Source organism: Stappia sp. ES.058, assembly GCF_900105595.1.
Classification (GTDB): Bacteria; Pseudomonadota; Alphaproteobacteria; order Rhizobiales; family Stappiaceae; genus Stappia.
This window is the reverse complement of sequence record NZ_LT629784.1, coordinates 686,426-709,355: the sequence shown is the minus strand read 5'-3', so window position 1 is coordinate 709,355 and position 22,930 is coordinate 686,426. Positions and strand designations below refer to the sequence as shown.

Annotated in this window: 20 protein-coding genes; 7 read left to right on the top strand and 13 right to left on the bottom strand. The window is 61.6% G+C overall.

Annotation, left to right across the window (positions count from 1 at the left end; translation table 11 throughout):
• Positions 1–13: 13 nt before the first annotated feature.
• Both BLU32_RS03315 and infA read right to left on the bottom strand, forming a co-directional pair.
• Positions 14–673 (bottom strand): Maf-like protein, encoded by a 660-nt coding sequence (locus BLU32_RS03315; protein WP_093804979.1) that lies wholly within the window; start codon positions 671–673, stop codon positions 14–16.
• Between the two features lie 55 nt (positions 674–728).
• Complete coding sequence (gene infA, locus BLU32_RS03310) at positions 729–947, bottom strand: translation initiation factor IF-1 (RefSeq protein WP_093804978.1); 219 nt, start codon at positions 945–947, stop codon at positions 729–731.
• Between the two features lie 14 nt (positions 948–961).
• On the opposite strand from infA, the gene BLU32_RS03305 reads away from it, so the two are divergent.
• The gene (locus BLU32_RS03305) at positions 962–1,843 is read left to right on the top strand and encodes an imm11 family protein (RefSeq protein ID WP_208976967.1); all 882 of its coding nucleotides are present in this window, start codon (positions 962–964) and stop codon (positions 1,841–1,843) included.
• Positions 1,844–1,882: 39 nt separating this feature from the next.
• Here BLU32_RS03305 and BLU32_RS03300 read toward each other — a convergent pair whose 3' ends face one another.
• The 4 genes from BLU32_RS03300 to BLU32_RS03285 all read right to left on the bottom strand — a co-directional run bounded on the left by BLU32_RS03300 (position 1,883) and on the right by BLU32_RS03285 (position 4,741).
• The gene (locus BLU32_RS03300; protein ID WP_093804976.1) at positions 1,883–2,335 is read right to left on the bottom strand and encodes a low molecular weight phosphatase family protein; all 453 of its coding nucleotides are present in this window, start codon (positions 2,333–2,335) and stop codon (positions 1,883–1,885) included.
• Between the two features lie 5 nt (positions 2,336–2,340).
• Positions 2,341–2,838: a UPF0262 family protein gene (locus BLU32_RS03295; RefSeq protein ID WP_093804975.1), complete on the bottom strand. Its 498-nt coding sequence runs from the start codon at positions 2,836–2,838 to the stop codon at positions 2,341–2,343.
• A gap of 124 nt (positions 2,839–2,962) precedes the next feature.
• Positions 2,963–4,258: a histidinol dehydrogenase gene (gene hisD, locus BLU32_RS03290; RefSeq protein WP_093804974.1), complete on the bottom strand. Its 1,296-nt coding sequence runs from the start codon at positions 4,256–4,258 to the stop codon at positions 2,963–2,965.
• 45 nt (positions 4,259–4,303) lie between these two features.
• On the bottom strand, positions 4,304–4,741 hold the full coding sequence (locus BLU32_RS03285) for a DUF2948 family protein (RefSeq protein WP_093804973.1): 438 nt from the start codon (positions 4,739–4,741) through the stop codon (positions 4,304–4,306).
• A gap of 265 nt (positions 4,742–5,006) precedes the next feature.
• On the opposite strand from BLU32_RS03285, the gene BLU32_RS03280 reads away from it, so the two are divergent.
• The 6 genes from BLU32_RS03280 to BLU32_RS03255 all read left to right on the top strand — a co-directional run bounded on the left by BLU32_RS03280 (position 5,007) and on the right by BLU32_RS03255 (position 14,491).
• Positions 5,007–6,002 carry an NAD(P)/FAD-dependent oxidoreductase gene (locus BLU32_RS03280; RefSeq protein ID WP_093804972.1) on the top strand — a complete coding sequence of 332 codons (996 nt, stop codon included), beginning with the start codon at positions 5,007–5,009 and terminating at the stop codon, positions 6,000–6,002.
• A 324-nt stretch (positions 6,003–6,326) separates the two neighbouring features.
• On the top strand, positions 6,327–7,490 hold the full coding sequence (gene pseC, locus BLU32_RS03275) for a UDP-4-amino-4,6-dideoxy-N-acetyl-beta-L-altrosamine transaminase (protein WP_093810518.1): 1,164 nt from the start codon (positions 6,327–6,329) through the stop codon (positions 7,488–7,490).
• Positions 7,487–8,185: a pseudaminic acid cytidylyltransferase gene (gene pseF, locus BLU32_RS03270; RefSeq protein ID WP_093804971.1), complete on the top strand. Its 699-nt coding sequence runs from the start codon at positions 7,487–7,489 to the stop codon at positions 8,183–8,185. The genes pseC and pseF overlap by 4 nt, the downstream gene beginning before the upstream one ends.
• Positions 8,182–9,804, top strand: a complete 1,623-nt coding sequence (gene pseG / locus BLU32_RS03265; protein WP_093804970.1) for a UDP-2,4-diacetamido-2,4,6-trideoxy-beta-L-altropyranose hydrolase — start codon at positions 8,182–8,184, stop codon at positions 9,802–9,804. The genes pseF and pseG overlap by 4 nt, the downstream gene beginning before the upstream one ends.
• Positions 9,805–9,806: 2 nt before the next feature.
• Positions 9,807–10,862 carry a pseudaminic acid synthase gene (gene pseI / locus BLU32_RS03260; RefSeq protein ID WP_093804969.1) on the top strand — a complete coding sequence of 352 codons (1,056 nt, stop codon included), beginning with the start codon at positions 9,807–9,809 and terminating at the stop codon, positions 10,860–10,862.
• A gap of 164 nt (positions 10,863–11,026) precedes the next feature.
• A complete protein-coding gene (locus tag BLU32_RS03255) occupies positions 11,027–14,491 on the top strand; it encodes a hypothetical protein (protein ID WP_157727473.1) in 3,465 nt (1,154 codons plus the stop codon).
• A gap of 27 nt (positions 14,492–14,518) precedes the next feature.
• Here the strand turns inward: BLU32_RS03255 and BLU32_RS03250 are convergent, their stop codons facing one another.
• The 7 genes from BLU32_RS03250 to BLU32_RS03220 all read right to left on the bottom strand — a co-directional run bounded on the left by BLU32_RS03250 (position 14,519) and on the right by BLU32_RS03220 (position 22,929).
• On the bottom strand, positions 14,519–15,610 hold the full coding sequence (locus tag BLU32_RS03250) for a DUF2793 domain-containing protein (protein ID WP_093804967.1): 1,092 nt from the start codon (positions 15,608–15,610) through the stop codon (positions 14,519–14,521).
• A gap of 96 nt (positions 15,611–15,706) precedes the next feature.
• Entirely contained in the window at positions 15,707–16,702 is a 996-nt protein-coding gene (gene pseB / locus BLU32_RS03245) for a UDP-N-acetylglucosamine 4,6-dehydratase (inverting) (RefSeq protein WP_093804966.1), read from the bottom strand.
• 324 nt (positions 16,703–17,026) lie between these two features.
• Positions 17,027–17,683, bottom strand: coding sequence for an ABC transporter ATP-binding protein (locus tag BLU32_RS03240; protein WP_093804965.1), 657 nt, complete (start codon positions 17,681–17,683; stop codon positions 17,027–17,029).
• Positions 17,684–17,789: 106 nt separating this feature from the next.
• Positions 17,790–18,578, bottom strand: coding sequence for an ABC transporter permease (locus BLU32_RS03235; protein ID WP_093804964.1), 789 nt, complete (start codon positions 18,576–18,578; stop codon positions 17,790–17,792).
• An 81-nt stretch (positions 18,579–18,659) separates the two neighbouring features.
• Positions 18,660–19,973 (bottom strand): lipopolysaccharide biosynthesis protein, encoded by a 1,314-nt coding sequence (locus BLU32_RS03230; RefSeq protein WP_157727472.1) that lies wholly within the window; start codon positions 19,971–19,973, stop codon positions 18,660–18,662.
• A gap of 253 nt (positions 19,974–20,226) precedes the next feature.
• A complete protein-coding gene (locus tag BLU32_RS03225; protein WP_093804962.1) occupies positions 20,227–21,420 on the bottom strand; it encodes an AGE family epimerase/isomerase in 1,194 nt (397 codons plus the stop codon).
• Positions 21,421–21,621: 201 nt separating this feature from the next.
• Positions 21,622–22,929, bottom strand: a complete 1,308-nt coding sequence (locus tag BLU32_RS03220; protein ID WP_093804961.1) for an FAD-binding oxidoreductase — start codon at positions 22,927–22,929, stop codon at positions 21,622–21,624.
• Between the last annotated feature and the right edge of the window lies 1 nt (position 22,930).

The following is a 22,930-nucleotide window of genomic DNA, read 5'->3' as shown; positions in this document are numbered from 1 at the left end:
CTCCGCATCGACGTCAGGGGCGGATGCGGGCCGGGTCGCGCCAGGTTTCCAGAACAGGATATTTCAGACCGCTCAACAGGTTGGCGGTTTCGTGCAGGGGAAGGCCGACCACGTTGGTATAGGAGCCGGTGAGCTTGACGACAAAGGCGCCGGCAAGCCCCTGGATCGCGTAGCCGCCCGCCTTGCCGCGCCATTCGCCGCTGGCCAGATAGGCCGCGATCTCGGCGCGCGACAGGCGCTTGAAGCGCACGCGGGTCTCCACCAGCCGCTGACGCACCACGTCCCGTGGCGCGCTCACGCAGATCGCCGTATAGACCCTGTGTCCGCGCCCCGACAGGAGCTGGAGGCACGCCTCCGCCTGGTCCTGCGTTTCCGCCTTGGGCAAGACGCGCCGACCGACGGCGACCACAGTGTCCGCCGCCAGCACGAGACCGTCGACATTTGCCTCGATGCGGTCGGCCGCCCGGCGCGCCACCTCGGCCTTGGTGCGCGCAAGCCGCTGGGCCAGCGCGCGCGGCGTCTCGGCGCGGCGCGGCGTCTCGTCGATATCGGCGGGAAGCAGCGTATCCGGGTCGATGCCGATCTGCTGGAGCAGGGCCAGCCGGCGCGGCGATCCGGACGCCAGCACCAGCGTCGGGCGATCTGTGACGATGGAGGTGTCGGAGGCGGTCATCGGCTCGCGGTCTCTCGATCCGTGCGGCCGGAAATTGGGGCCGCGACGAATGCGATCACTTGAAACGGTAGGTGATGCGACCCTTGGTGAGGTCGTAGGGGGTCATTTCGACGAGAACGCGGTCGCCGGCGAGAACGCGGATGCGGTTCTTGCGCATGCGGCCAGCGGTGTGGGCAATGATCTCGTGCTCGTTCTCGAGCTTGACGCGAAAGGTCGCATTGGGGAGCAGTTCCGAAACCACCCCCGGAAATTCGAGGACTTCTTCCTTGGCCATATGGGTTCCTGATTATGATGCCAGATGTGGCGGCGAACCTAGCGGATCGCATCCAGAAAGGAAACAGGCAGTTTCACGCGATCCGAAGGGCTCGCGCGCGGGTCTCCAAGACGCCCCGCAGCGGCCTCGCCAACGGCCCGGGTTACCGCCGCCAGGCCGGTTGCACGAACGCGCGTTCCATGAAACCAGAAGGTGCAAACGCAGCGCGCGACGCGACGCGCCTTGGGGAGAGTGACATGCCGGAAGACATCTGGGTCAGCACGGTTGGCAGCAATTACTGGCTTTTCGACAAGCAGGGGATTCGAGAAAAGTTCTACGGTCAGGACTGGGCGCCGCCGAAATTCGAAAAGAGCGCTCTAGCCGAAACTCAATATCAGAATGTGCTTAGGCATAGTCGAGGCGAAAAGCTTGAGCGGGAAGACTTCGCCGAAGCGGCCTATGTGTTCGATCCGAAGCGCTGGTCCCGGGTGAAGGACCTTTTCGCGCTTCGGGGTTTTTTCTGCGTCAAGGGCAAGTTGGCCGAATTGCTCAAGGAATTCGATCTGGGAGACGGGGAGTTGGTGGAGTTCCCGATCTACGAAATGGACAAGACCACGCGGCTGCCTGGTCCGTTCTATTTTCTGAATTTTGGATCGCAGAAGGACTGTTTGTTGCCGAAAGAAAGCAAAAAACTCAAAGCAGGGCCGAAAAATCCGACGACCGGCTTCCAACGTTGGCGTGCAATTGAGCCGAACGATGGGGACATTGCTGTATCGGCATCGGCATTGGACGGGGCAGATCTTTGGGCTGATCCCAAATTGAAGTCAGCACTTTTCATGAGCGGCCCGCTGCATGACGCGATCGAGGCGGCCAAGCTCGAGATCGATTTTTCGTTCGTCAAAGCACGCATTGTCTGAACACGATCCGGTGCGGTTCGCAGATGCGCTCGTGCAGCTTCACCCGCCCGGCGTCGGCGACCAGCCGAAACGCTTCTTGATGCGCAGCATCAGCATGTCGCGAACGCTGCGGTAGCTGTCGAGGATCTGCTCGCGCGATCCCGTTGCCAGCGTCGGATCCGGGGTCGGCCAGTATTCCACGTCGACCGCTTCCGTGCGTGTCATCTCCAGCGCCTTGTGATGAGCTTCCGGCGCGAGCGTCACGACGAGGTCGAAGCCCGATTCATCCAGCATCTCGAAGGTTTTCGGCCGGTGACTGGCAAGGTCGCAGCCGATTTCGGCCATCACCGCCTCGACGAAGGGGTCGGGCTCGCCCTCGCGCACGCCGCAGGAGCGCACGTAGATGCGCCGCGGAAACAGCTTTTCCGTGATAGCCGCGGCCATGGGAGAGCGAACGGAATTCATGCCGCAGGCGAAGAGCACTGCACCGGGTATTGCCCCGGAGCTCGTCACCGCCGCTACCCTTTCCAGTGCAGGGCGCAGACGAGGGTGAAGAGCCTTCGAGCCGTCTGCATGTCCACCCGGATCTTGCCGTCGAGCCGGTCCATCAGGATCTGGGAACCCTCGTTGTGGACGCCGCGCCGGCCCATGTCGATGGCCTCGATCTGGCTGGGCGTCGCCGTCTTGATCGCCTCGAAGTAGCTCTCGCAGATCATGAAGTAGTCCTTCACGACCTTGCGCAAGGGTGTCAGCGACAGCATGTGCGTCACCACCGGGGCGCCATCCTCGCGCGAGACCGCGAAGATCAGCCGCTTCTCAACCAGGGACAGCTTGAGGCGATAGGGCCCCGGCTCGTCCGCGACCGGCTCGAACTCGTTGTCCTCGATGAGATCGTAGATGGCGACGGCCCGCTCGTGCTCGATGTCCGGGGTGGAACGCGAGATCGATCCTTCATCGAGTTCGACGTCGACAAGGCGTGCCGTGGCCCGCTCCGTCGCGTTCTGCGGTGCTGTCATCCCGTTTTCCTGTCGCCTGCGACACCAAAGCGGCGCCCGTTACCCTTCAACACCTAGCGCGGTCCGGACCTTTTCGACAAGTGCCGTGACCCCGCCCCTCGCAAGCGCCGGGACCGGCCACACCCTAAAGATTAAGCCGGATGCCGACGGAGCGGCCGTGCGCGGAAAGCCCTTCCGCTTCCGCCAGCGCCATCGCCGCCGGACCGAGCTGGCGCAGATTGTCGGCGTTGCAGCGCAGGATCGACGTGCGCTTGACGAAATCAAGCACCGAAAGCCCGGAGGAAAAGCGCGCAGACCGGGCCGTCGGCAGAACGTGGTTGGAGCCGCCGACGTAATCGCCGATGGCCTCCGGCGTGTAGCGGCCGAGGAACACCGCACCGGCATTTCGGATGCGGTCGAACAGGGCGTCGGGATCGGCAACGGCAAGCTCCAGATGCTCCGCCGCGATGGCGTCGACGATCGGCGGCGCCTCGTTGAGCGACGACACGCAGATGACCGCGCCGAAGTCGCGCCAGCTCGGGCCGGCGACATCCTTGCGTGGCAAGACCGCCAGCTGGCGCTCCATCGCCTGCTCGACGGCACTCGCGAAGTCGGCGTCGTCGGTTATCAGGATCGACTGCGCGCTGACGTCGTGTTCGGCCTGGCTCAAAAGGTCGGCGGCGATCCAGTCCGGATCGTTCTCGCCATCGGCCACGACGAGGATTTCCGACGGTCCCGCGATCATGTCGATGCCGACGGTGCCGAACACCCGCCGCTTGGCAGCCGCCACATAGGCGTTGCCCGGGCCGACGATCTTGGAGACGGGCGCGATTGTTTGCGTTCCATGCGCGAGCGCGGCAATCGCTTGCGCGCCGCCGATGCGGTAGATCTCGCTGACGCCGGCAAGATGGGCCGCCGCCAGCACCAGCGGATTGAGCACACCGTCCGGGCTCGGCACGCACATGACGACCCGCTCGACGCCCGCGACCTTCGCCGGCACGGCGTTCATCAGGACGGAGGACGGATAGCTCGCCGTGCCGCCCGGAACGTAAAGACCCACCGCCTGGATCGCCGTCCAGCGCGAGCCGAGTTCGACACCGATGGCATCCGTGTAGCGGTCGTCCTTCGGCATCTGGCGTTGGTGATGCGACGCGATCCGGTCGCGCGCCAAAGTGAGCGCTTCGAGCGTTTCCGCCGGGATCTTCTCGAGCGCTGCGGCAATCTCCTCCGCCGTCACCGTCAGCTCCGCGAGCGAGGCCGCCTTCAACCGGTCGAAGCGCTCGGTATAGCTCAGGAGAGCGGTGTCGCCGTTGGTGCGCACATCCTCGATGATGTCGCGCACGACCGCGTCGACATCGGCGGAGGCCTCGCGCTTGCTGGCGAGAAGGGCCTGGAAACGATCCTGAAAATCAGCATCAGCGGTGGCGAGGCGAAGGGCCAAGGAAGTCTCCCGAGATCACGATAGGGGTTGAGCGCACCGTTCCGGTCAGTCGAGCGTGTGGTGCGGCTTGTTGTCGGTTGCCCAGGCAGCCCCCAGGTCGGCAAGCTGCGCCTCGATGCATTCGACCTCGAAGGACAAGGTGCCGCCGCCGGCAAACAGGAGATTGATCCGTCCGGCCGGCGCTTCACCTGCCTCAAACTCCACCGCCAGCAGGGACAGCACGGCATCCTTGGCGTCCTGGCGTATGTTGCGCACTTTCAGATCGCTCACCCGGGCAAAGGACAGGGCTGCACGCCGGCGTTCGTGTCTTTTGCGGCGCTTGTCTTCTTCCAGGTCCCATGCAAACCGGTTCATGGTGATCACCAGATGCCGGTCGGGCGGGAAAAAAAGGATATCACCGACCTTCAGGACGGCATCCTGGACCTGCGCGGAAATGACGGCGAGATCGTCTTCGTCGAGAGCTGCAAGTTTCAACTGCTCCATCGATACATCGTCTCCAGCCTGAGGTCATGGGTTGGGATCGCGCGCGGCGCTTGCCGTGACGAACGCTTTAGACGTAATGATTTCCACCGGCAAGGCAAGCGCCCCGCCAAATGCCGCGGCCGGTGGGAACGGACGCCCGACCGATCCGCAAGACGCGCCACCGCGTAACGGTCATCGCCCGCCCCAGGCGCAAAGCGCGTCGTCATGAGGCCCGAATGCCTGCCGGCACGCCGCGCCACGCCCCGATCGTCAAGGACAGTTGCTCATGCCCTCCTCCCCCGACAGCCCGCGCGTCGCCGTCATCGGTGCCGGGATCGCCGGTCTTGCCTGCGCATCCACCCTTGCAGCGGCGGGGATGAACCCGGTCGTCTTCGACAAGTCGCGCGGGCTCGGCGGAAGGATCGCCACCCGGCGCGGTCCCGACGGCATGACGTTCGACCATGGTGCGCAGTTCGCCACCGCCCGCGGGCCGGCCTTTCGCGACTACATTGCGCGGGCCACGCGAAACGGTGCGATCGCGCCCTGGCCCGCCGCCGCCGGCGCGGACGGCGAAGACCGTCATGTCGGAACGCCGGGCATGTCGTCACTGGTGCGACCGCTCGCCGAGGGGCTGGACATTCGCGCGCAGCACACGCTGACATCCCTCAGCCGGGTCGAGGGGGAATGGCGGCTCGGTTTTGCGGAACCGGATCACGCGGAACGGGCCGACGCGGTTGCGCTGTGCCTGCCCGCCCCGCAGGTCCTGCCGCTCGCAAGCGCCTATCCATCAGCTCTCGACGCGCTGACCGGCGTCGCGATGGCCCCGTGCTGGACGCTGATGATCGCCTTCGACACCGAGAGCCCGGCGCCCGACGTTCCCGCAACAGTCACGCCGGAGTCCGGACCGATCTCCTGGCTTGCGGCGGAGGCGACGAAACCCGGCCGCGCCGGAACGCCGCCGCGCCTCACCTTGCATGCCTGCGCCGACTGGAGTGCGGCAAATCTGGAAATGAGCCGCGAACAGGCGACTAACGCCCTGCTCCACGCGCTCGGCGACCTGTCGACCGGGCCATTGCCGGCCGTCGCCCAAAGCGCCGCGCACCGATGGCGCTACGCCAGGACGCGAGTGCCGCTTGGCGCCCCGTTCCTGGAAATCGAGGCCGGATCGCTTTATGCCGCAGGCGACTGGTGTCTCGGCGCGCGCGTCGAATGCGGCTTCGACAGCGGCATGGCTGTGGCCGAGGCAATCCTCAACGAACGCATGCCCCTGACCCGGATCTGACATTTTGGGCCATCTTCGGACGGGTTTCGGGCAATGGATCAGTGCGGGTTCGATGCCCGGTCGTCGACCCTTTGATGCATCTTTGCCTCGGCGGTCATTTCAAACCCGTCGAATCACCGGTATTGATTGACCACGTCGAGCGCGGGAGGTTCCGCCCATCCGCGCAGCGCCTCGGCAACGCCGGAACCGGGACAAACGCCCGAGTTTCTTTGAAGATCCGCTATAGATCTGGGGAATTGCCTCCCCCACAATGTGCAGGCGGATGTTTTCACGGTACGCATGGCGCTGCCGACAAAGCTTTCACACGATGAGGTCCGAAGGATCATGGAATTCGTCCCTTACGGTCGCCAGTCAATCGATCCGGCGGACATCGACGCCGTTGTCGAGGTCCTGCGTTCCGACTTTCTGACGCAGGGGCCTGCCATCGCCCGCTTCGAAAAGGCACTCGGCGAGGCGGTCGGTGCCGATCATTGCCTTGCGGTCAGTTCGGCAACGGCTGCGCTCCATATCGCGTGTCTGGCTCTGGACGTCGGCCCCGGCGATCTCGTCTGGACATCGCCGGTCTCCTTCGTGGCCTCGTCCAATTGCGCGCTGTATTGCGGCGCGGACGTGGATTTCGTCGACATCTGCCCCGAGACCTACAACATGAGCGCGACCGCACTCGAGGCGAAGCTTGAACAGGCCAAGGCCGAGGGCCGCTTGCCCAAGGTCGTCATCCCGGTGCATCTGTGCGGGCTGCCCTGCGACATGGCGGCCATCGGCGCGCTGGCCAGAACCTACGGCTTCAAAGTGATCGAGGACGCAAGCCATGCCGTGGGAGGGCATGACGGCAATGCGCCGGTGGGCGCCTGCGCCCATTCCGACATCACGGTGTTCTCGTTCCATCCGGTGAAGATCATCACGACGGGCGAAGGCGGCGCGGCCACGACGCAAGACGCCGACCTCGCGCAAAGACTGAATTTGCTGCGCTCGCACGGCATCACCCGCGACCAGAACCTGATGACGAAGGCGCCGGACGGTCCCTGGTACTATCAGCAGGTCGATCTCGGCTTCAATTACCGCATCACCGACATGCAGGCGGCCCTTGGTCTCTCGCAGCTCGCGCGGCTCGACACCTTCGTGAGCCGGCGTCACGAACTCGCCGACCGCTACGACGACCGGTTGTCCGCACTGCCGCTCGTGCTGCCGAAACGGTCCGCGAGAACGAGGTCGGCGCTGCACCTCTATGTCGTCCAGTTGCGCGAGGACCGGCACGTGGCAAAACACCGGCAGATCTTCGAGGCGCTCCGGGCAAGCGGGATCGGCGTCAACCTGCACTACATCCCGATCTATCTTCAGCCCTATTACGAAAAACTCGGTTTTCGGCCCGGGCATTGCCCGCAGGCGGAGGACTACTACGCCCGCTCGATCTCGATCCCGATGTTTCACGGCATGACCTTCGACCAGCAGGACCGGGTCATCGAGGCACTTGCGGACGCACTTGCATGAAGGTCTGCGTCATTCCAGCCAGGGGCGGCTCCAGGCGGATCCCGCGCAAGAACATCCGCGATTTTCATGGCGTGCCGATGATCGCGCGTTCCATTGCCACGGCGCTGGCGAGCAGCAGCATCGACCGCGTGGTGGTGTCCACCGATGACGAGGAAATCGCCGATATCGCCCGCACAGCCGGCGCCGAGGTGCCCTTCATGCGTTCAGCCGACCTCTCCGACGACATGACCGGAACGCTTGCCGTTCTCGTCGACGCGCTCGAGCGGATCGAGGCAGAACGCGACGCCCCTCTGGATGCGCTCCTGTGCCTCTATGCGACCGCGCCCTTTGTTCGCCCAGAGGATCTGGACAGGGCCTGGGTTCAGCTTGTCGACAGCAAAGCGGACTATGTATTCGCCGGCGTGGAGTTCGCCTACCCGATCCAGCGGGCGCTCAGAAGATCCGGCGACAGGGTCGAACTTTTCTATCCGGAACACACCGGGACCCGCTCGCAGGATCTGGAGCCCGCCTATCACGACGCGGGCCAGTTCTACTGGTGCCGGCCGGAGGCGCTGCGCGCCGGGCGCGCGCTCCTCGGGCCGACTGCCGCAATGTACCGGCTCGACCGCGCTAGGGCGCAGGACATCGACACCCCCGACGACTGGGCCTTCGCGGAAAAGCTCTACCGGCTGCTTGAGCAGGACGAGGGGTCGTGAAGTCACCGGCAGCCCTTTTCCGTGTCGACGGCTCGGCCCGCATGGGCACCGGCCACGTCATGCGCTGCCTGACCCTGGCGGATGCCCTGGCGCGCCGGGGCTTCCGCGCGACCTTCGTCAGCCGTACCCTGCATCCGGCCCTGGCCGACCTCATCCACCAGGCCGGCCACGACCTGCACCTGCTGTCACCGGACGGTCCTGCGCCCTTGCCCGAGCAGGGCGACTACGGCCGCTGGCTCGGCACCACACAGGCGCATGACGCGAAAGCGACCGGCGCGGCGGCCGAAGCCGCCGGACTGGACCGGCCCGCGCTTGTCGTCGTCGACCATTACGGCCTCGACCGGGAGTGGGAGGAGATCGTGCGGGCGGAATTCCCCGGCGCGCCGATGCTGTGCATCGACGACCTCGACCGTCCGCACGTCGGGGATGTCGTTGTCGATTCCACTCTATCGAAGAGCGCCGACGCCTATCGCGGGCGCGTGCCCGATGGCTGCACATGTCTCGTCGGAGCGGAGTTCGCGCTGCTGCGCCCGGACTTTGCCGAACTGCGCCCGCAATCCCTTGCCGCGCGTGACGTCGCCTATGCGCAAGGCCGGCCCGCGCACCACGTGCTGATCAACATGGGCGGGGCGGACCAACCGGACGCGACCGGCTGGGTGATCGACGGCCTTGCCCCGCTTGCGCAAGCGCACGGGTTGACGCTGCATGTCCTCGTCGGCGGCGCCTATCCGCATGGCGCCAGGCTGGAGGAGCGCCGCGCAGAGATCGGCCCCCGGCTTGAAATTCATCGCGACATCCGCGACATGGCCGGCTTCCTGTCGCGAATGGACCTTGCCGTCGGCGCGGCCGGCTCATCGGCCTGGGAGCGGTGCTGCCTCGGCCTGCCAAGCGTCATGCTTGTCATCGCGGACAATCAAAGAGGCGTTGCGCGCGCGCTCGCCGACACGGGAGCCGCAATCGACGACGGCATCTTCGATCCGCAGGTCGATGCTGCGGAATGGGCTCTGCGTGTCGTCGAACCGCTTCTGTCGTCCGACCAACTCGCCTCCTTGAGCATGACTGCGCGCGAGCTGGTCGACGGACAGGGCGTGACCCGTGCGATCTCGGCCGGACTTGGCGCGCGCATCCGCACCGGACACCTTGCCCTCAGGCCGGCGCGGATGGAGGACGCCCGCCTGATGCATGAGTGGCAGAGCGACCCGGCAACACGCCGCTTTGCCGTCAACCCGTCCGTGCCCGCGTGGGCGGATCATCTGAACTGGCTCGACCGGAAGCTTTCCGATCAAGACTGCAGCTTCTACATCGCAGAAACGGACGGCATTGCCGCCGGGCTCGTGCGTCTCGACAAGAGCGGTTGCCCGTCTCCGCCCGGAGTTGCTCCAGACCGGTGCCGCGAAGTCTCAATCGTGACCGCGCCGGAGTTTCACGGATGCGGCGTGGCACTGCGCGCACTGCGCGAACTCCAGCATGTGCACGACGGGGAAATCCAGATAGCCCGTATCTTGCCAGGAAATACGGCATCGCATAGCCTCTTCGCAAAGGCAGGCTATCGTCCCTTTGCGCCGGACCTGTTCTTCTGGTCCCCGGTTGAAACATCCCAACGCAGTGAGCGAGAGTAGAAATGGCCCAGCCGATCAGGATCGGAGACCGTGTCATCGGACAGGATGCCGAGCCTTTCGTCATCGCGGAAATGTCGGGCAACCACAACGGATCCAAGGAGCGCGCGCTCGAGATCGTGCGGCAGGCGGCGCAATGCGGCGTCGACTGTCTGAAGTTCCAGACCTACACGGCCGACACGATCACGCTGGACAGCCGGTTGCCCGATTTCATGATCGACGATCCGAAGAGCCTGTGGAACGGCCGGCAGCTCCACGACCTTTACAAGGAAGCGCATACGCCCTGGGACTGGCACGCGGATCTCTTCGCGGCGGCGGCCGAGTTCGGCGTTCTCGCCTTTTCCACGCCGTTCGATGAAAGCGCGGTCGACTTCCTCGACAGCCTCGGCGTGCCGATGTTCAAGATCGCGTCCTTCGAGATGACGCATCTGCCGCTGATCGCCAGGGCCGCGCGCACGGGCAAGCCGATGATCATGTCCACCGGCATGGCGAGCGAGGCGGAGATCGGCGAGGCCGTGGCCATCGCGCGCGATGCGGGCGCGCGCGACATCGTGCTCCTCAAGTGCACCAGCCAGTATCCGGCCAATGCCTCGGACGCCAACCTGCTGACGATCCCCGACATGGCGCGGCGTTTCGGCGTGCAGGTGGGCCTGTCGGACCATACGCCGGGCACCGGCGTCGCGGTCGCCTCGGTGGTGCATGGCGCCACCGTGATCGAGAAGCACTTCACTCTCGACAGGGCCGACGGTGGGGTGGACTCGTCGTTTTCCCTCGAACCCTGGGAAATGCGCCTGCTGAAGGAAGAAACCACCCGCGCCTGGCGCGCCTCCGGCGAGGTCCGCTATGGCGGAACGAAGAACGAGGACGGATCGCGCCCGTTCCGCCAGTCGATCTATCCGAGCCGGGACATCGCGAAAGGCACGGTTTTCAGCCGCGACAACCTCAAGATATGCCGGCCCGGCTACAGCCTGGCGCCACGCCACTTCGAGACGCTTCTCGGATGTGCGGCCACCCGTGACATCGAGGCCGGTGAACGCCTGAGCGAAACGGACCTCGGCTGAGACCAGCTGTCCCATTTCCACGACAACACAACGAAAAGAGAGCATTTATGCGCGTCCGGGTCCTGCCGTCTCTCGAGAAGGTACTTCGCAAGTCGACACGACTTGTAGGGAGTACCCTTGACCGGGTTACCCAGAAGCCGACACCCCGCTCGATCCTCAGCGGGTTGAACGACCGCGCGCTCGCCTTCTTCGACCGAAAGGTCCCGACCGGCGACAAGTATCCCTATGAGGTCCACTATGCCCCGGCCCTGCCGGACGCGCCGACAGGTGTCGAGGCGTTTCATCTGGTCGGCCGCGCCTGGCGCAAGACGCCCGAGGCGCCGCTCGCCCTGGCCTTCGGCTTCAACGCCTGGAAGTACGGCTTCATGGCCGACTACTGCCCGGACGTACGCATTGCCTTCGCGCCCCGCAAGTTTCTCGGATGGGACGCATGGCGCGCGGCCAAGACCATGCAGCCGGCGCCAAGTCGTATCTACGTCTGGGGCTACACCGACCCGGGCTGGCTCGCCCGCTTTGCCCGTAAGAAAGGAATCCCGCTCATTCGCGTGGAGGACGGGTTCCTGCGCTCGGCCGAGCTCGGCGCAAGCCACGCGACACCCTACTCACTGGTTTTCGACAGCAAGGGGCTCTACTACAACGCCGGCGAGCCCAACGACCTTGCCGACATTCTTGCAAGCCACGATTTCGCCGGCGACACGGCCCTTATGGAGAACGCGCGCTCGGCGCTCGACCTGCTGATCGAGAAGCGGCTGTCGAAATACAACCTGCCGGATGTCGGCGACCCGGCGCGACATTTCTCGGTCAAGACGCGCCGGCGCGTCCTGGTGCTCGGCCAGGTCGACAATGATGCGGCCGTGCGCATGGGGAATTCGGCGGGCTGGCGCATGGGCGACATCGTGCGTCTGGCAAAGCTGGAAAACCCGGACGCGGAAATCCTCTATCGTCCGCATCCGGATATCTATCACGGCTACCAGCGCAGCAAGTTCAAGGCCGAGCGGATCGAGAAATTCGCACGGATCGTCTCGCCCGACGGACCGCTTATCGACATGCTCGAAACGGTCGATCACGTCTACACGCTGTCCTCCCTATCGGGTCTCGAAGCGCTGTTGCGCGGGCTGACAGTAACGACCCTCGGAACCCCCTTCTATGCCGGATGGGGGCTGACCGACGACCGGACACAAAAACACCGCGGCAGAAACCTGACGGTGCTTGAGCTCTTCGCCGGCGTCTATCTGAAGTATCCGACGTATCTGGCGGATGTCACCGAGAACTATTTGGGTTTGCAAGCCGCAGCTTTCCGCATCACTGGAGATAGGGCCCTTTTGCAAATCGAACGCAGTCAAGCAAGCGATCATGTGAATTCTTCGATTCTCGACTTACCGCCCATAGCCGCTTTGACGCATTTGCGAGGAAAATCCGATATATCGTCGATTGCGGCTTTGAGGCGCATGATAGTCTCGCCAGAGGTATCGCCCTTAGCGACCCTCACACAAATAATTTTTGCTCCCAAAGGTTCATTTTTAATTCACGAAAAGAAATTTTCAAGTAAAATTATAAAAATATTTGTAGAAAATAAAGGTCCCATTTTTCATCGAGCTACCGCAACGATCATCGCGGCAAAGCTGGACATAAGAGAATTAGTCCCAGTTCTTGGGGACATCCTCCCCTATATGGATAGACGTTCGGCCAACTCCTTCCTTCTTGATCTCTACAGGCATCGCCCAGAAATCAACACAGCATCTCTTTTCAGTAAACTGGCTGAGGAAAGCCATAATCGTTCCCTCTCGCTAGAGCTGTATGAGATCATGTCGCAGGGTGTTCAGAAGCACTCCTCCAACCTGAACGGACCGGACAATTCAGAAACGACGACCGCCATTGCAACCGACCCGAAGGTCTGCCGCGACCGGGCAAGTCTTCTGCTTAACAACGCTGAATTCTCTGTTGCGCTTGATGAGATATGCGCAGCTACAATAATCGACGGACAGTGCAATTCACTCATAGAAATGTCAGCCGAAGTTGCCTGGCAATTATTCGACTTCCACTCTGCACACAGCCTGGCTCAATTGGGAATGCATATCTTGGGTCCACAAACGGCCTGGGCGCTCAAACTGTATTGGAAGACCTGCCCATATGTTTCATTCGACCATCTTTTTGATGAAGCTGCCCTTTGTGCCAGTATACGGCCCAACATGATACCAATTGCCATCGCGCGTCTTGATGACATGGAGGGCGTGGACACATTTGGTATGGCAAATACGACCTTGTTGAAATCACACCGTCTGGCTTTCAAGCTAGACATTCCATATGTTCAAACCTTGCTCGAAATCGGCCACTTTGAAGACGCACTCGACATCATCCACGCCGTTGCATCAGATAGCCAGAGCTATCAATCAGCCGTCGCAACGAGCCGTTGTCTAACCTATCTAGACCGATATGCAGAGGCCGAGTCCCTAATTGACAGAACGCTAGCAACCTACAAAAACAAGCTTGTCTATGATGAGGCTCTCAAGATTTGCCTCTACACTGGGAATTACCTGAAAGCTGACCGCCTCCTTTCAGAGGCTTCTGGTCAAAAAATTGACCTTGGACAAACGCTGCCATGCAAAATCGCCTTGGGAACCCATCGCTATGCAGATGGTTTCAGGACCTATCGTGAAGTAGGCGTGTCGAAAGACTTAGCTCGCGCCTTCCCCCAAAAGCATATTTCAAATAGCAACTACAGTTACGAAGGAAAATCAATCACTTTGCTCCCAATATACGGACCGGGCGATGAAATTCGCTTCGCCTCGACGTATAATACAGTCAAGGAATTTTTGAAATTCGAAGAAATTTCGATTGGCGTGGAGCCACGCCTCTTCAATTTATTTCAGCGTTCCTTTACCGAAAGCGGAATTAAATTTTTTCCCACTCAACGTATTTTGAGAAATGAACGCGTATTAATTGACAGATACGACAAATTGCCATTTGCCGACCTCATGTCAGCAATGGACAATCACGCGGCGGATTATTGCGATAAGTCCACTAGCGTGGGCCTCGTAACCGACCTTCTAGCCGATCTCCTGAAAGATTCGTCCGACTTTTCAGGCTCCGCATACTTGAAAGCAGATCCGTTGCGATCAAAACAGTTTCGCTCACAGCTCCCATCATCCGGCCCACTGGTTGGATTGAATTGGCGAAGTAGCGTAACGCTTCAGTCAAGACAAGAACATTATCTTTCAGTTGATGATCTAATGCCACTTTTTGAATCAACAAATGCCCAATTCGTCAATTTGCAATATGATGATTGCACCGAAGAGCTCGCATTCATTGAAAAGAAATTTCCTGGACGACTGTTAAATCTGAGAGGTTTGGACCAGTACAATGATCTGGACGGCGTCGCTTCTCTGATTTCTTGTCTTGATCTGGTGATTGCCCCATGCACCACGGTGGCCGAGCTATCCGGGGCTCTGGGTCAAGAAACGCTACTATTGGCAAACTCTTCCGAGATCGAGTGGCGGGTCAGAAAGAACGACAACTCAGACATTTGGCACAACAGTATTGAACACATATTTGGCGAACGGTACAGGGACAAGTCATCGCTCGTCCTGGCGCTGATTGAACGTCTCAACGCTTGGCTTTCAAGGGTCTGAACCACTCACTCAGTGGCGCGAACCAACTCAGCCGGCTATGTAACTGCATCCCAGATATATCTCACCTGTTTCGGTCAAATGGGCCTCGGTCAGGAACATATTCGTGCCCTCGTAGGCCTGATAGGCGCCCCAGAGGCGGATGTGGCTTTCGCCCGGCTCGACGAAGCCGCCGAGCATCGTCGTGTCTGCCCCCATCGACACGCTGTTGTACCAGGCTGTGGTCATCGGGGCGCGGTTGACGATGCCGCTTCGGCAGGGATACGGCAGGCCGGCGATGACGGCGGTGCCGCTCAGGTCCCCAAGGCTCGACCAGGCGAGGCGGGCCGTGACGAACACAAGGGCGCCGATGCGCACGAAGGTTCCGGCGTTCGCGCTATAGGTCGGGGTGCCGGCAACGTTCGCGCCCACAAGTTCGGGTGTCCAGACGCCCTCCTCGTAGTGCTGGAGAAGGCTGCCTGCCGCCCCCAGGCGCAGCCCTTCCGGCAGCCGGGCAGCGCCATCTTCGCGCGACAGCACCAGCGCCTCGTGCCAGGTCGCACCGTCCGCGCTTGTTTTCACATGCAGGTCGTCGTCACCGGTCAGCCCGATTTCCGCGCGGCCCGAATAGCCGGTCTGGAACAGAACGCTTGCCGTGTCGGCCTCTGCGGCCTTGTTGATGGTCGTTCGGTGCCCGGCGCCATCATGAGTGAAAAGGCTCCCCCCGCCCGCCACCGTCAATCGGTTCGTCGTGTCGGCGGTGGCGTTGATCCCGAGGTGTTCCAACCCGTCGAGGCGCAGCCCGTGGGCCGGCACGAAGGCAGTCCCGTCATGGACGATGAGCCGTTCCTCGTCGCGGACCCACACCAGCCAGCCCGCCACAGGCTGGACGAACTGCCAGGCGCCATCCAGAAAGCTTGCGACAGCGCCGTCCTCGCCCGCCCAGGCACCGGACGCGGCGACTGGCACGATGTGGCGCTCGCCCTCCTGCGGCGCAGGCGGCGGCGCGGCCGGGCCGCTGCGGCTTTCCACCGCGACCTGCACGCAGGCATCGATCAGGCGCAGGGCCTCGTTGTGGGTGACGTGCTTCTGGGCCTGTGCGGCCTGAAGGTAGGGCAGGCCGAGAAAATGCGTCCGGTCCATGTCTGGCGCTCCTGAGCAGATGTCAGGAAAGCCTAGCACCGCGTTGGGCGGGCGAGGACAAGTCGAGCGGCCCGCCGGGAAGCGGAGGCGCCCCGGTCAGGCGCGGGTGTCCATCTCGAGAATGTCGGAAACGCTCAGAAAATGGGGATTGTTGCCGGAGTGATATTCAAAACCGCCCGCGACCGGGGTGCCGTGTTCGCCGATCGCGTTGGTCGTGAAATCATTGTTCAGGTCGTGGAACTGGATCGTCGGCCGCAGCACGAAGTGATCGGCGAACTCGAGTGTCAGGTGGCTGTCGTCGGCCGGGCACATGATCTCGTGCAGCTTCTCGCCCGGCCGAATGCCGATGACATCCGCCTCACGCGTGCCGCTGTAGGCCTCGACAAGATCCAAAATCCGCACGGACGGGATCTTCGGCACGAAGATCTCGCCGCCATACATGCGGGTGAAGTTCTTCAGCACGAAGTCGACCCCCTCCTGGAGGGTAATCCAGAACCGGGTCATGCCATCATGCGTGACCGGAAGAGGCGTCCGGCCCTCGCTGATCAATCGCTTGAACAGCGGCACGACGGATCCGCGCGAGCCAACCACATTGCCATAGCGAACCACGGAGAAGACCGGGCCCTTGCCGCCGGTCGTGTTGTTGGCCGCAACAAACAGCTTGTCGGAGGCAAGCTTGGTCGCGCCATAGAGATTGACCGGGTTGGCCGCCTTGTCGGTGGACAGCGCGATGACCTTGGAGACCCCTTCGGCGATGGCGGCCTCGATCACGTTTTGCGCGCCATGGATGTTCGTCTTGATGCATTCCATGGGATTGTATTCGGCGACGGGAACATGCTTCAGCGCGGCGGCGTGAATCACGATGTCGATGCCCTGCATCGCCTGGCGAAGCCGCCCGAGATCCCGCACGTCGCCGATGAAATAGCGCATGGCGGGATCGTCGTGCGTCTGGGCCATCTCGTACTGTTTCAACTCGTCACGAGAATAGATCACGATACGCCGCGGCTTGAAGCGGGAGAGAATCGTCTCTGTGTATTTCTTCCCGAACGACCCGGTTCCGCCGGTAATCAGTATCGACTTGTCGTCAAACATTATCTATCCCGTCACAAAAATTCGCGAGTTCGGCTCCAGCTCTCTGCATGCCAACCCGATACACAGACAACAGATCCGGTCGGCGACAGCCAATCGGCGAAACCTCTAGACCTAGTCCAACGTCGCAAGAAGGGCCAACTCCAGCAATGGAGCAAAGGGCCCGTGTTGTTTCTTCCACACCCGGCGCCCCTTGATGACCGATGCCCTTTCATTCTCCCAGATCGGAAAATGTCCTGCCCGCGTAATCGCTGGAGCTTGATATGGCAACAAGCAACCGCCTGTCCGCCGGCTTTTTCCCAAAACCCGTTGTCCTTTGGAATACTCCTACTCGCCTTGAGTCTCGTGATGCGCTGCAATCGCGTCTTCAAGGTCTTCGTAGTAGTGCAGGCGCCCCGCTTCCATGAAGCACCCGCTCTGGCAGAAACGGCGGATCGTGCCCATGCTGTGCGAGATCATGATGATCCTCGCTTTCTCAATTTTTTCCTCAAATACGGCTGCACATTTGCGCTTGAAACGTGCATCGCCGACCGCGGTCACCTCGTCGATGAGATAATAGGAAAAATCGATCGCCATGCTGACGCCGAAGGCCATTCTTGCCTTCATCCCGCTCGAATAGGTGCGGATCGGCAGGTAGATCGATTCGCCCAACTCCGCAAAGTCCTTCACATAGGCCTCGACGCGCTCGGTATCCTCCCCGTACATGCGAGCGACAAAGCGGGCATTTTCGATGCCGGTCATTTCGCCATTGAAGCCGCCACCGAACCCCAATGGCCAGGAGACCTTCCCCTCGCGGACAATTCGCCCTTCGTCCGGCAACTCCGCGCCGGCGATCAGCCGCATCAGCGTCGACTTGCCGGCGCCGTTCCGACCGATGATCGCCACATTGCGATCCGACGGCAGATCGAGCGTCAGCCCGTCTATAACCACCTTTCGGTGGCCGTTGACGCGGTACGTCTTGCGAACCCCTTTGAAACTGATCATTCGATCGCCCAGACCCGAATATAAAGACGGAAGCGTGCAGCCGGTTTGAACCGCGTCACACTGTAAAAAACACTGCGGCAGAAATACGTCACCTCAACATCAAGGGCTATTCGCGATTCTTGCGATAAAGGCGCTCGCCGCCCATGCCAATAACCAAAAAGATGCCAATACAGATCCATAAGTAACGAAGATCCAACACGAGACTGTTGTAGTTCGAATAATACCCGACACGCATCCAGTCGATCGCTTGAAGCAGAGGATTCCAGGACATGTAATAACGCAAGGTCGGCGGAAACATGCTGGGAAGGAAAAACACACCCGATATAAAAAACAAGGGTCTGCTCAGTATCCCCTCAATGCGCTTCCAGGTCGGCCATCGCGTCACAATCACCGCATTGACCAACCCGACCCCGAGACCAAGCAGACCGGTCGCGGCGATGGCCCCCAACACGATGTCAAACCGCCGTGGAAAATGCCCCAGTCCAAGCACGATCAGACCTGTAAAGAAGATCGTGAAGATGACGATATAGGTCAGGAAGATCAGGATAAAGCGGCCAAAAACCACATCCAGCTCTGTCACCAGGGGGTATCCCAGCAGACCGCGGTTTGCGGAAAACACGGCCATGAGTGAGCCGGCCAATTTTCGATACATCTGATAGGTGAAAATGCCGGTCGCGTAAAACAACGCAAAGCTTGTCCCGATCGGGGGATGCCGGGCGATGTAGGAGAAAATCATGGTCAGGATTGCAGTCCCGATAACAGGTTCGGCCACGGCCCAGAAATAGCCAAGCTTGACCGATCCGAAGGTGACACGCGCCTCGCGCAGCACCAGCGCACCGACGACGCGGACCTTAACCAGGAAGGGGTTTTCAATCCGGTCGGCCGTCGTCGTCATTCAAAGACCTTTGCCCCTGGGCTTTCGCGATTGTCATTTGGTCGTGAACGGCCAAGCATGCCTTGCGCCCATGCCCTTGATTTACCGCATGCTGTCCCTGACGGAATAGGCGAGAAGCACCGCGATGGTCCAAAAGACCAACGCCACGATGATCACCAGGAGGGTGTTCGTGACGCGGGACGGATAGGCTGCCGTCTGCGGCACGCCGGGGGCCATGAACACGGCCAGGAACCGTTGCTGGCGGTCGGCCTCCGCACGCGCGCGCTCAAGTGACGACAATGCGGCCGCATAGCTTTTCTGCGCGAACTCCATGTCCACCTGCAGTTTTTCGAAATCGGAAAGCATACTGGACAGGCCCCGGCCGATCCGGCTGTCATCTTCGCCTGCTCCGCCGACCTCCTTCTGCTTGTCGAGCAACTCCTTTTCCAGGGAGGAAATCTGCTTGCGGAGCTGAACCACCGGCAGGGAGTCCTCATCAAGCGAGGCGAGCAACGTGCCAAGCCGCGCCCTGAGTTCGATCAATTGCGTCTCGATGCCTGTCGTAAGCTGGAGCTGCGCCGCAGCCGAAGCCGTCGGGTCCACCGCGCTTGAAGAAGACCGGAACTTGCGCATCTCTTCGCGCATGACCTTCAACCTGACCTCGGCTATCGCAACTTCCTTTTGGGCGAATTGGACAGCATCTTTTCTCGCCTTTTCCGACAATCTGTTGATGAGATCCTGGCAGTGCTTGACGATCAGCTGCGCAATTGCTTCCGCGTCTTCTGCGGTGAAAGCCTGAACTTCAAAATTCAGGATCGTCGACGTGTTCTCATATGTCGCCGTCAACATCCAGTCCCAATAACTCACGATGTCTTCTATGGGGGAACCCTGATCCAATTTATAAATAAAATCTATATTACTCTTGCTATAGGCTGCACGCAGATCAAATTCTTTCTGAACTTTCTCGATCAGCTCACGGCTCTTCAAATATTCAAGGACGATATATGAATCTGTCGTGGTCGTGCCGACACTCGACAATCCCGCTATCGCACCAAGGAAATCACCGCCAGCCGGCACGCTGTCCATACTGCGAATGGCAAAGCTTGCACTGGCCGAATACCGGTCGGATGCCAATACAAGGAAATACACCCCACCGAAAAGACTGGGAATCAGCACAAGCAACACAAAGGATACAGCCAAGAGCAAGCGGCGCACCTGACGCGGGCGCATGTTCAGCTCGGCCTTGCGCGCAAATGCAGCCGCCGCACGATCAATACGCAGCGGAACGACCCGCTGCTCGTTCGTCTCGCTGGCCGCTTTCACGGATTTCTTTTCAACACCCGCGTCGTTCGACGATGGTTTCGAGGTCTCGCTCTTTTCAGGCGTAGCAATCTTCACGTCGGCTTTTTCAGACATAGATTCCGTCACCGTCAAAGAGCCGAAGAATCACGACTCGCACTCTCATTCAATAGCGATTTGTTAAACAAACGGAAAATTTATTGCAAACTGCACATTCAAACTGAAAAATGCGCGAAACTGCTACTGAAGGATTGGTCACGATTCCTCCCTTTCGACAAACGAGACTATTCAACCTGACGATACCGACCGTCTGATCATCCAGCCGCCCCGTGTCGATATCAAGGCGCTCCGGTATTTTTCTGCCGCAACACTACCGGCTCGCGTCCGGCCAAGTGCAATGGCGCACATGCTGCAGTTCCGATATCGCGCAAACGATGTGATAGAGCGAACTTGCCGGTGCGGGTTCCGCGACGAACCGGCCGTCCTCACCCAGCTTGTCACGCCACAGCCCGACCGGGTCGTCCACCAGAAACATCTCCAGCGCCGCGACGGCCTGCCGGGCGGAAGACAGGTAATGTCGCCGTTCAGTCCCGCTGGAGACAAGGGCAAGCGCCAGCGCCGCCTTGATCCATTCGGTCTGCCCCCACAGCCGGGCGACCGGCGCGCGCGGCGAGAAGTCATCGTTCACTTCAAGAACCGCAACCTTGCGCGTCGGGCAGATGCCCCGGGCTTCCCCGACATCGAACAACCGGCGCGCCGCAGTGGTGGCATCGGCGCGGTTGCGCTTTTTTGCCCAGCGCAATGCAAGCCAGGCCCATTCGAACAGATGCCCCGGTTCGATCTGCCGTCCGCGATCATCCGGCATGGGGCGCCAGTCACGTGTGAAATATTCTCTGAGCGCGCCCGTCGTCGGATCGATGAACCGGGCAAGCGCAAGCTCCATGATCCCGTCTGCAAGCGCGCTCCAGCGGGCACCGCCGCCGATCCGTTCCCAGAAAAGAGCGGCTTCCAGCAAATGCATGTGCGGATTGGCCCGCAGCGGCTCGCTCGCGGGAACGCTTTCCTCAAAGCCTGCCTGTGGGTGCCGGTACTGCGTCTCAAGCCTGTCCAGAAGGGTGATCGCGATCGCCTCGAGGTCCGCGCGACGCTCGGGAAGCGCCGCGGCGGCGTGCGCCAGCCCAAAAAGCGCAAAAGCCTGATTGTAGAGATCGAAGCGGCTTTCAAGCAGCGCTCCGTCAGGGGCAACCAGATCGGCGAACGTCCCGTCGTTCAGCCGGAAACGACCGAGATACCAGTCCAAAGCCCGGTTCGCGATTCCCTCCCAATCGCCGGTCCACCCAAGCCGACCGGCCTCAATCACCGAATAGATCTGCCGCGGCTGAACCCGTCCCCTGCGGGGGATTGCCAGAGCCTGCCGGCCGTCAACGTCAATCGCCTCCTGAAATCCGCCATTGACGGGATCGACGCCGAGCCCTGCCCAAAGCGGCATGGCTGCGCCCAGCAGCCAGTTCGTCCAGCGGTCGGACGCTTCGCAAAGCCAGGCGACATCCGCGTCGTCATTCATTGCACCCATTCTCCCACCAGGACTTGCGGCTTTGATCTCGGAGTGTGCGAGTCGTCCCGTCGTGCTCGCTTCCGCTCGCTCCTGTGTACAACCCTCGTCTGGTCATCGCACCCCCCTGAGGGCGGGAACCCGGCAATCGGGAATTCCCCCTGGATGCAAGACAAGACCGCAGTGACCCGGAGTGCTTCTAGGGCATGGACCCTAGACCCCGATCCGGTCGCGCAGGCGATAGACGAGCACCGACGGTGCCAGAAACCAGGGATTTCCGGCGTAGAGCGGTCGCGTGGGAAAGGAAATCCTCGAGAAGGCGGAGCGTTCGCCAACGCCCTCGAGCCCAGCCGCCGCACGCCCCGTGCGCATGCCGAGATAGCTCGCCATGCCAACGCCCGACCCGCAATAGCCCATCGCGTGAAAAAGCCCCCGGTCCTCGCCGCAATGGGCCATCGTATCGAAGGTATAGCCGACGAACCCCATCCAGGAATGGCTGACGCGCGTTGTCTTCAGCTGCGGGAAAAGACGTACCAGCTCCCGATGCAGCTTGACCGCGCTCTTGCGCGGGTCGGTCTCGCTGAGCGATACCCGACCGCCGAACAGGATGCGTTTCCGGTCGGGCGACGGGCGATAATAATAGACCAGTTTGCGCGTGTCGGAGAGAACCCGGTCGGTGGGCATGATCTTGTCCATCACCGCGCGCGGGATTTCCTCTGTCGCAATCACATAAGAGCCGATGGGAATCACCCGGCTGCGGTGCCAAGGCGAAAGCGGCCCCGAATAGCCGTTCGTCGCCAGGATCACCTTTCCGGCGCGCACCGTGCCTTGCGCCGTCTCCACGGCAAAGCCCGCACCGTCGCGCGACAGCGCGCTGACCGCGCAGTGCCCCTTCACGAGCGCACCGGCCTCGCGGACCCGGCCGAGAAGGGCGGGATGATATTTGCCGACATCGATCGACGCGTGATGCGGATAGACCACCCCGCCGTGATAGGCGTCGGTGCCGAGCTCGCGCGCCATCTCCGCCTTGGGAACCGCATAAGCGCCGGTGTCCCAGATCGGATGGCCGCCCGTACATTCGCGCGCCAATGCGTCGTAGAGATGCGGCTTGTGGGCCCCGTGAAACCGGCCGACCTGCTTGAAATCGCAATCAAGCTTTTCCTCGGCAACAAGCGCGTGCATATAGTCGAGCGACGCCTGCCCCTCTTCCAGCAGCGCGCGGGCGAGCGCTTCTCCGTATCGGCGCGTCAGGGCGGCGAACGACGGCTTGATGGAGGTCGAGACCTGCCCGCCGTTGCGCGTACTGCACCCCCACCCCGGACTTTCGGCATCAAGCACCAGCGTCGAGAGGCCCGCACGTGCCGTTTGAAGCGCCGCATTGAGACCGGTGTAGCCGGCGCCAACAATCACGACATCCGCCTCGTCCGGAAGCGCCACCTGCCCCGGGACCGGTTGCGGGGTGGCGTCCTGCCAATAGGGGGTTGTCGAAAAATCCTCGGTGAACAGGTCGGTGGCACGCATG

Coding starts and splice junctions, on each gene's coding strand:
- BLU32_RS03315 (WP_093804979.1), bottom strand. CDS start 673: ATGACCGCCTCCGACACCTCCATCGTCACAGATCGCCCGACGCTGGTG.
- infA (WP_093804978.1), bottom strand. CDS start 947: ATGGCCAAGGAAGAAGTCCTCGAATTTCCGGGGGTGGTTTCGGAACTG.
- BLU32_RS03305 (WP_208976967.1), top strand. CDS start 962: ATGATGCCAGATGTGGCGGCGAACCTAGCGGATCGCATCCAGAAAGGA.
- BLU32_RS03295 (WP_093804975.1), bottom strand. CDS start 2,838: ATGACAGCACCGCAGAACGCGACGGAGCGGGCCACGGCACGCCTTGTC.
- BLU32_RS03285 (WP_093804973.1), bottom strand. CDS start 4,741: ATGGAGCAGTTGAAACTTGCAGCTCTCGACGAAGACGATCTCGCCGTC.
- BLU32_RS03280 (WP_093804972.1), top strand. CDS start 5,007: ATGCCCTCCTCCCCCGACAGCCCGCGCGTCGCCGTCATCGGTGCCGGG.
- pseC (WP_093810518.1), top strand. CDS start 6,327: ATGGAATTCGTCCCTTACGGTCGCCAGTCAATCGATCCGGCGGACATC.
- pseF (WP_093804971.1), top strand. CDS start 7,487: ATGAAGGTCTGCGTCATTCCAGCCAGGGGCGGCTCCAGGCGGATCCCG.
- pseI (WP_093804969.1), top strand. CDS start 9,807: ATGGCCCAGCCGATCAGGATCGGAGACCGTGTCATCGGACAGGATGCC.
- BLU32_RS03250 (WP_093804967.1), bottom strand. CDS start 15,610: ATGGACCGGACGCATTTTCTCGGCCTGCCCTACCTTCAGGCCGCACAG.
- pseB (WP_093804966.1), bottom strand. CDS start 16,702: ATGTTTGACGACAAGTCGATACTGATTACCGGCGGAACCGGGTCGTTC.
- BLU32_RS03240 (WP_093804965.1), bottom strand. CDS start 17,683: ATGATCAGTTTCAAAGGGGTTCGCAAGACGTACCGCGTCAACGGCCAC.
- BLU32_RS03235 (WP_093804964.1), bottom strand. CDS start 18,578: ATGACGACGACGGCCGACCGGATTGAAAACCCCTTCCTGGTTAAGGTC.
- BLU32_RS03230 (WP_157727472.1), bottom strand. CDS start 19,973: ATGTCTGAAAAAGCCGACGTGAAGATTGCTACGCCTGAAAAGAGCGAG.
- BLU32_RS03225 (WP_093804962.1), bottom strand. CDS start 21,420: ATGAATGACGACGCGGATGTCGCCTGGCTTTGCGAAGCGTCCGACCGC.
- BLU32_RS03220 (WP_093804961.1), bottom strand. CDS start 22,929: ATGCGTGCCACCGACCTGTTCACCGAGGATTTTTCGACAACCCCCTAT.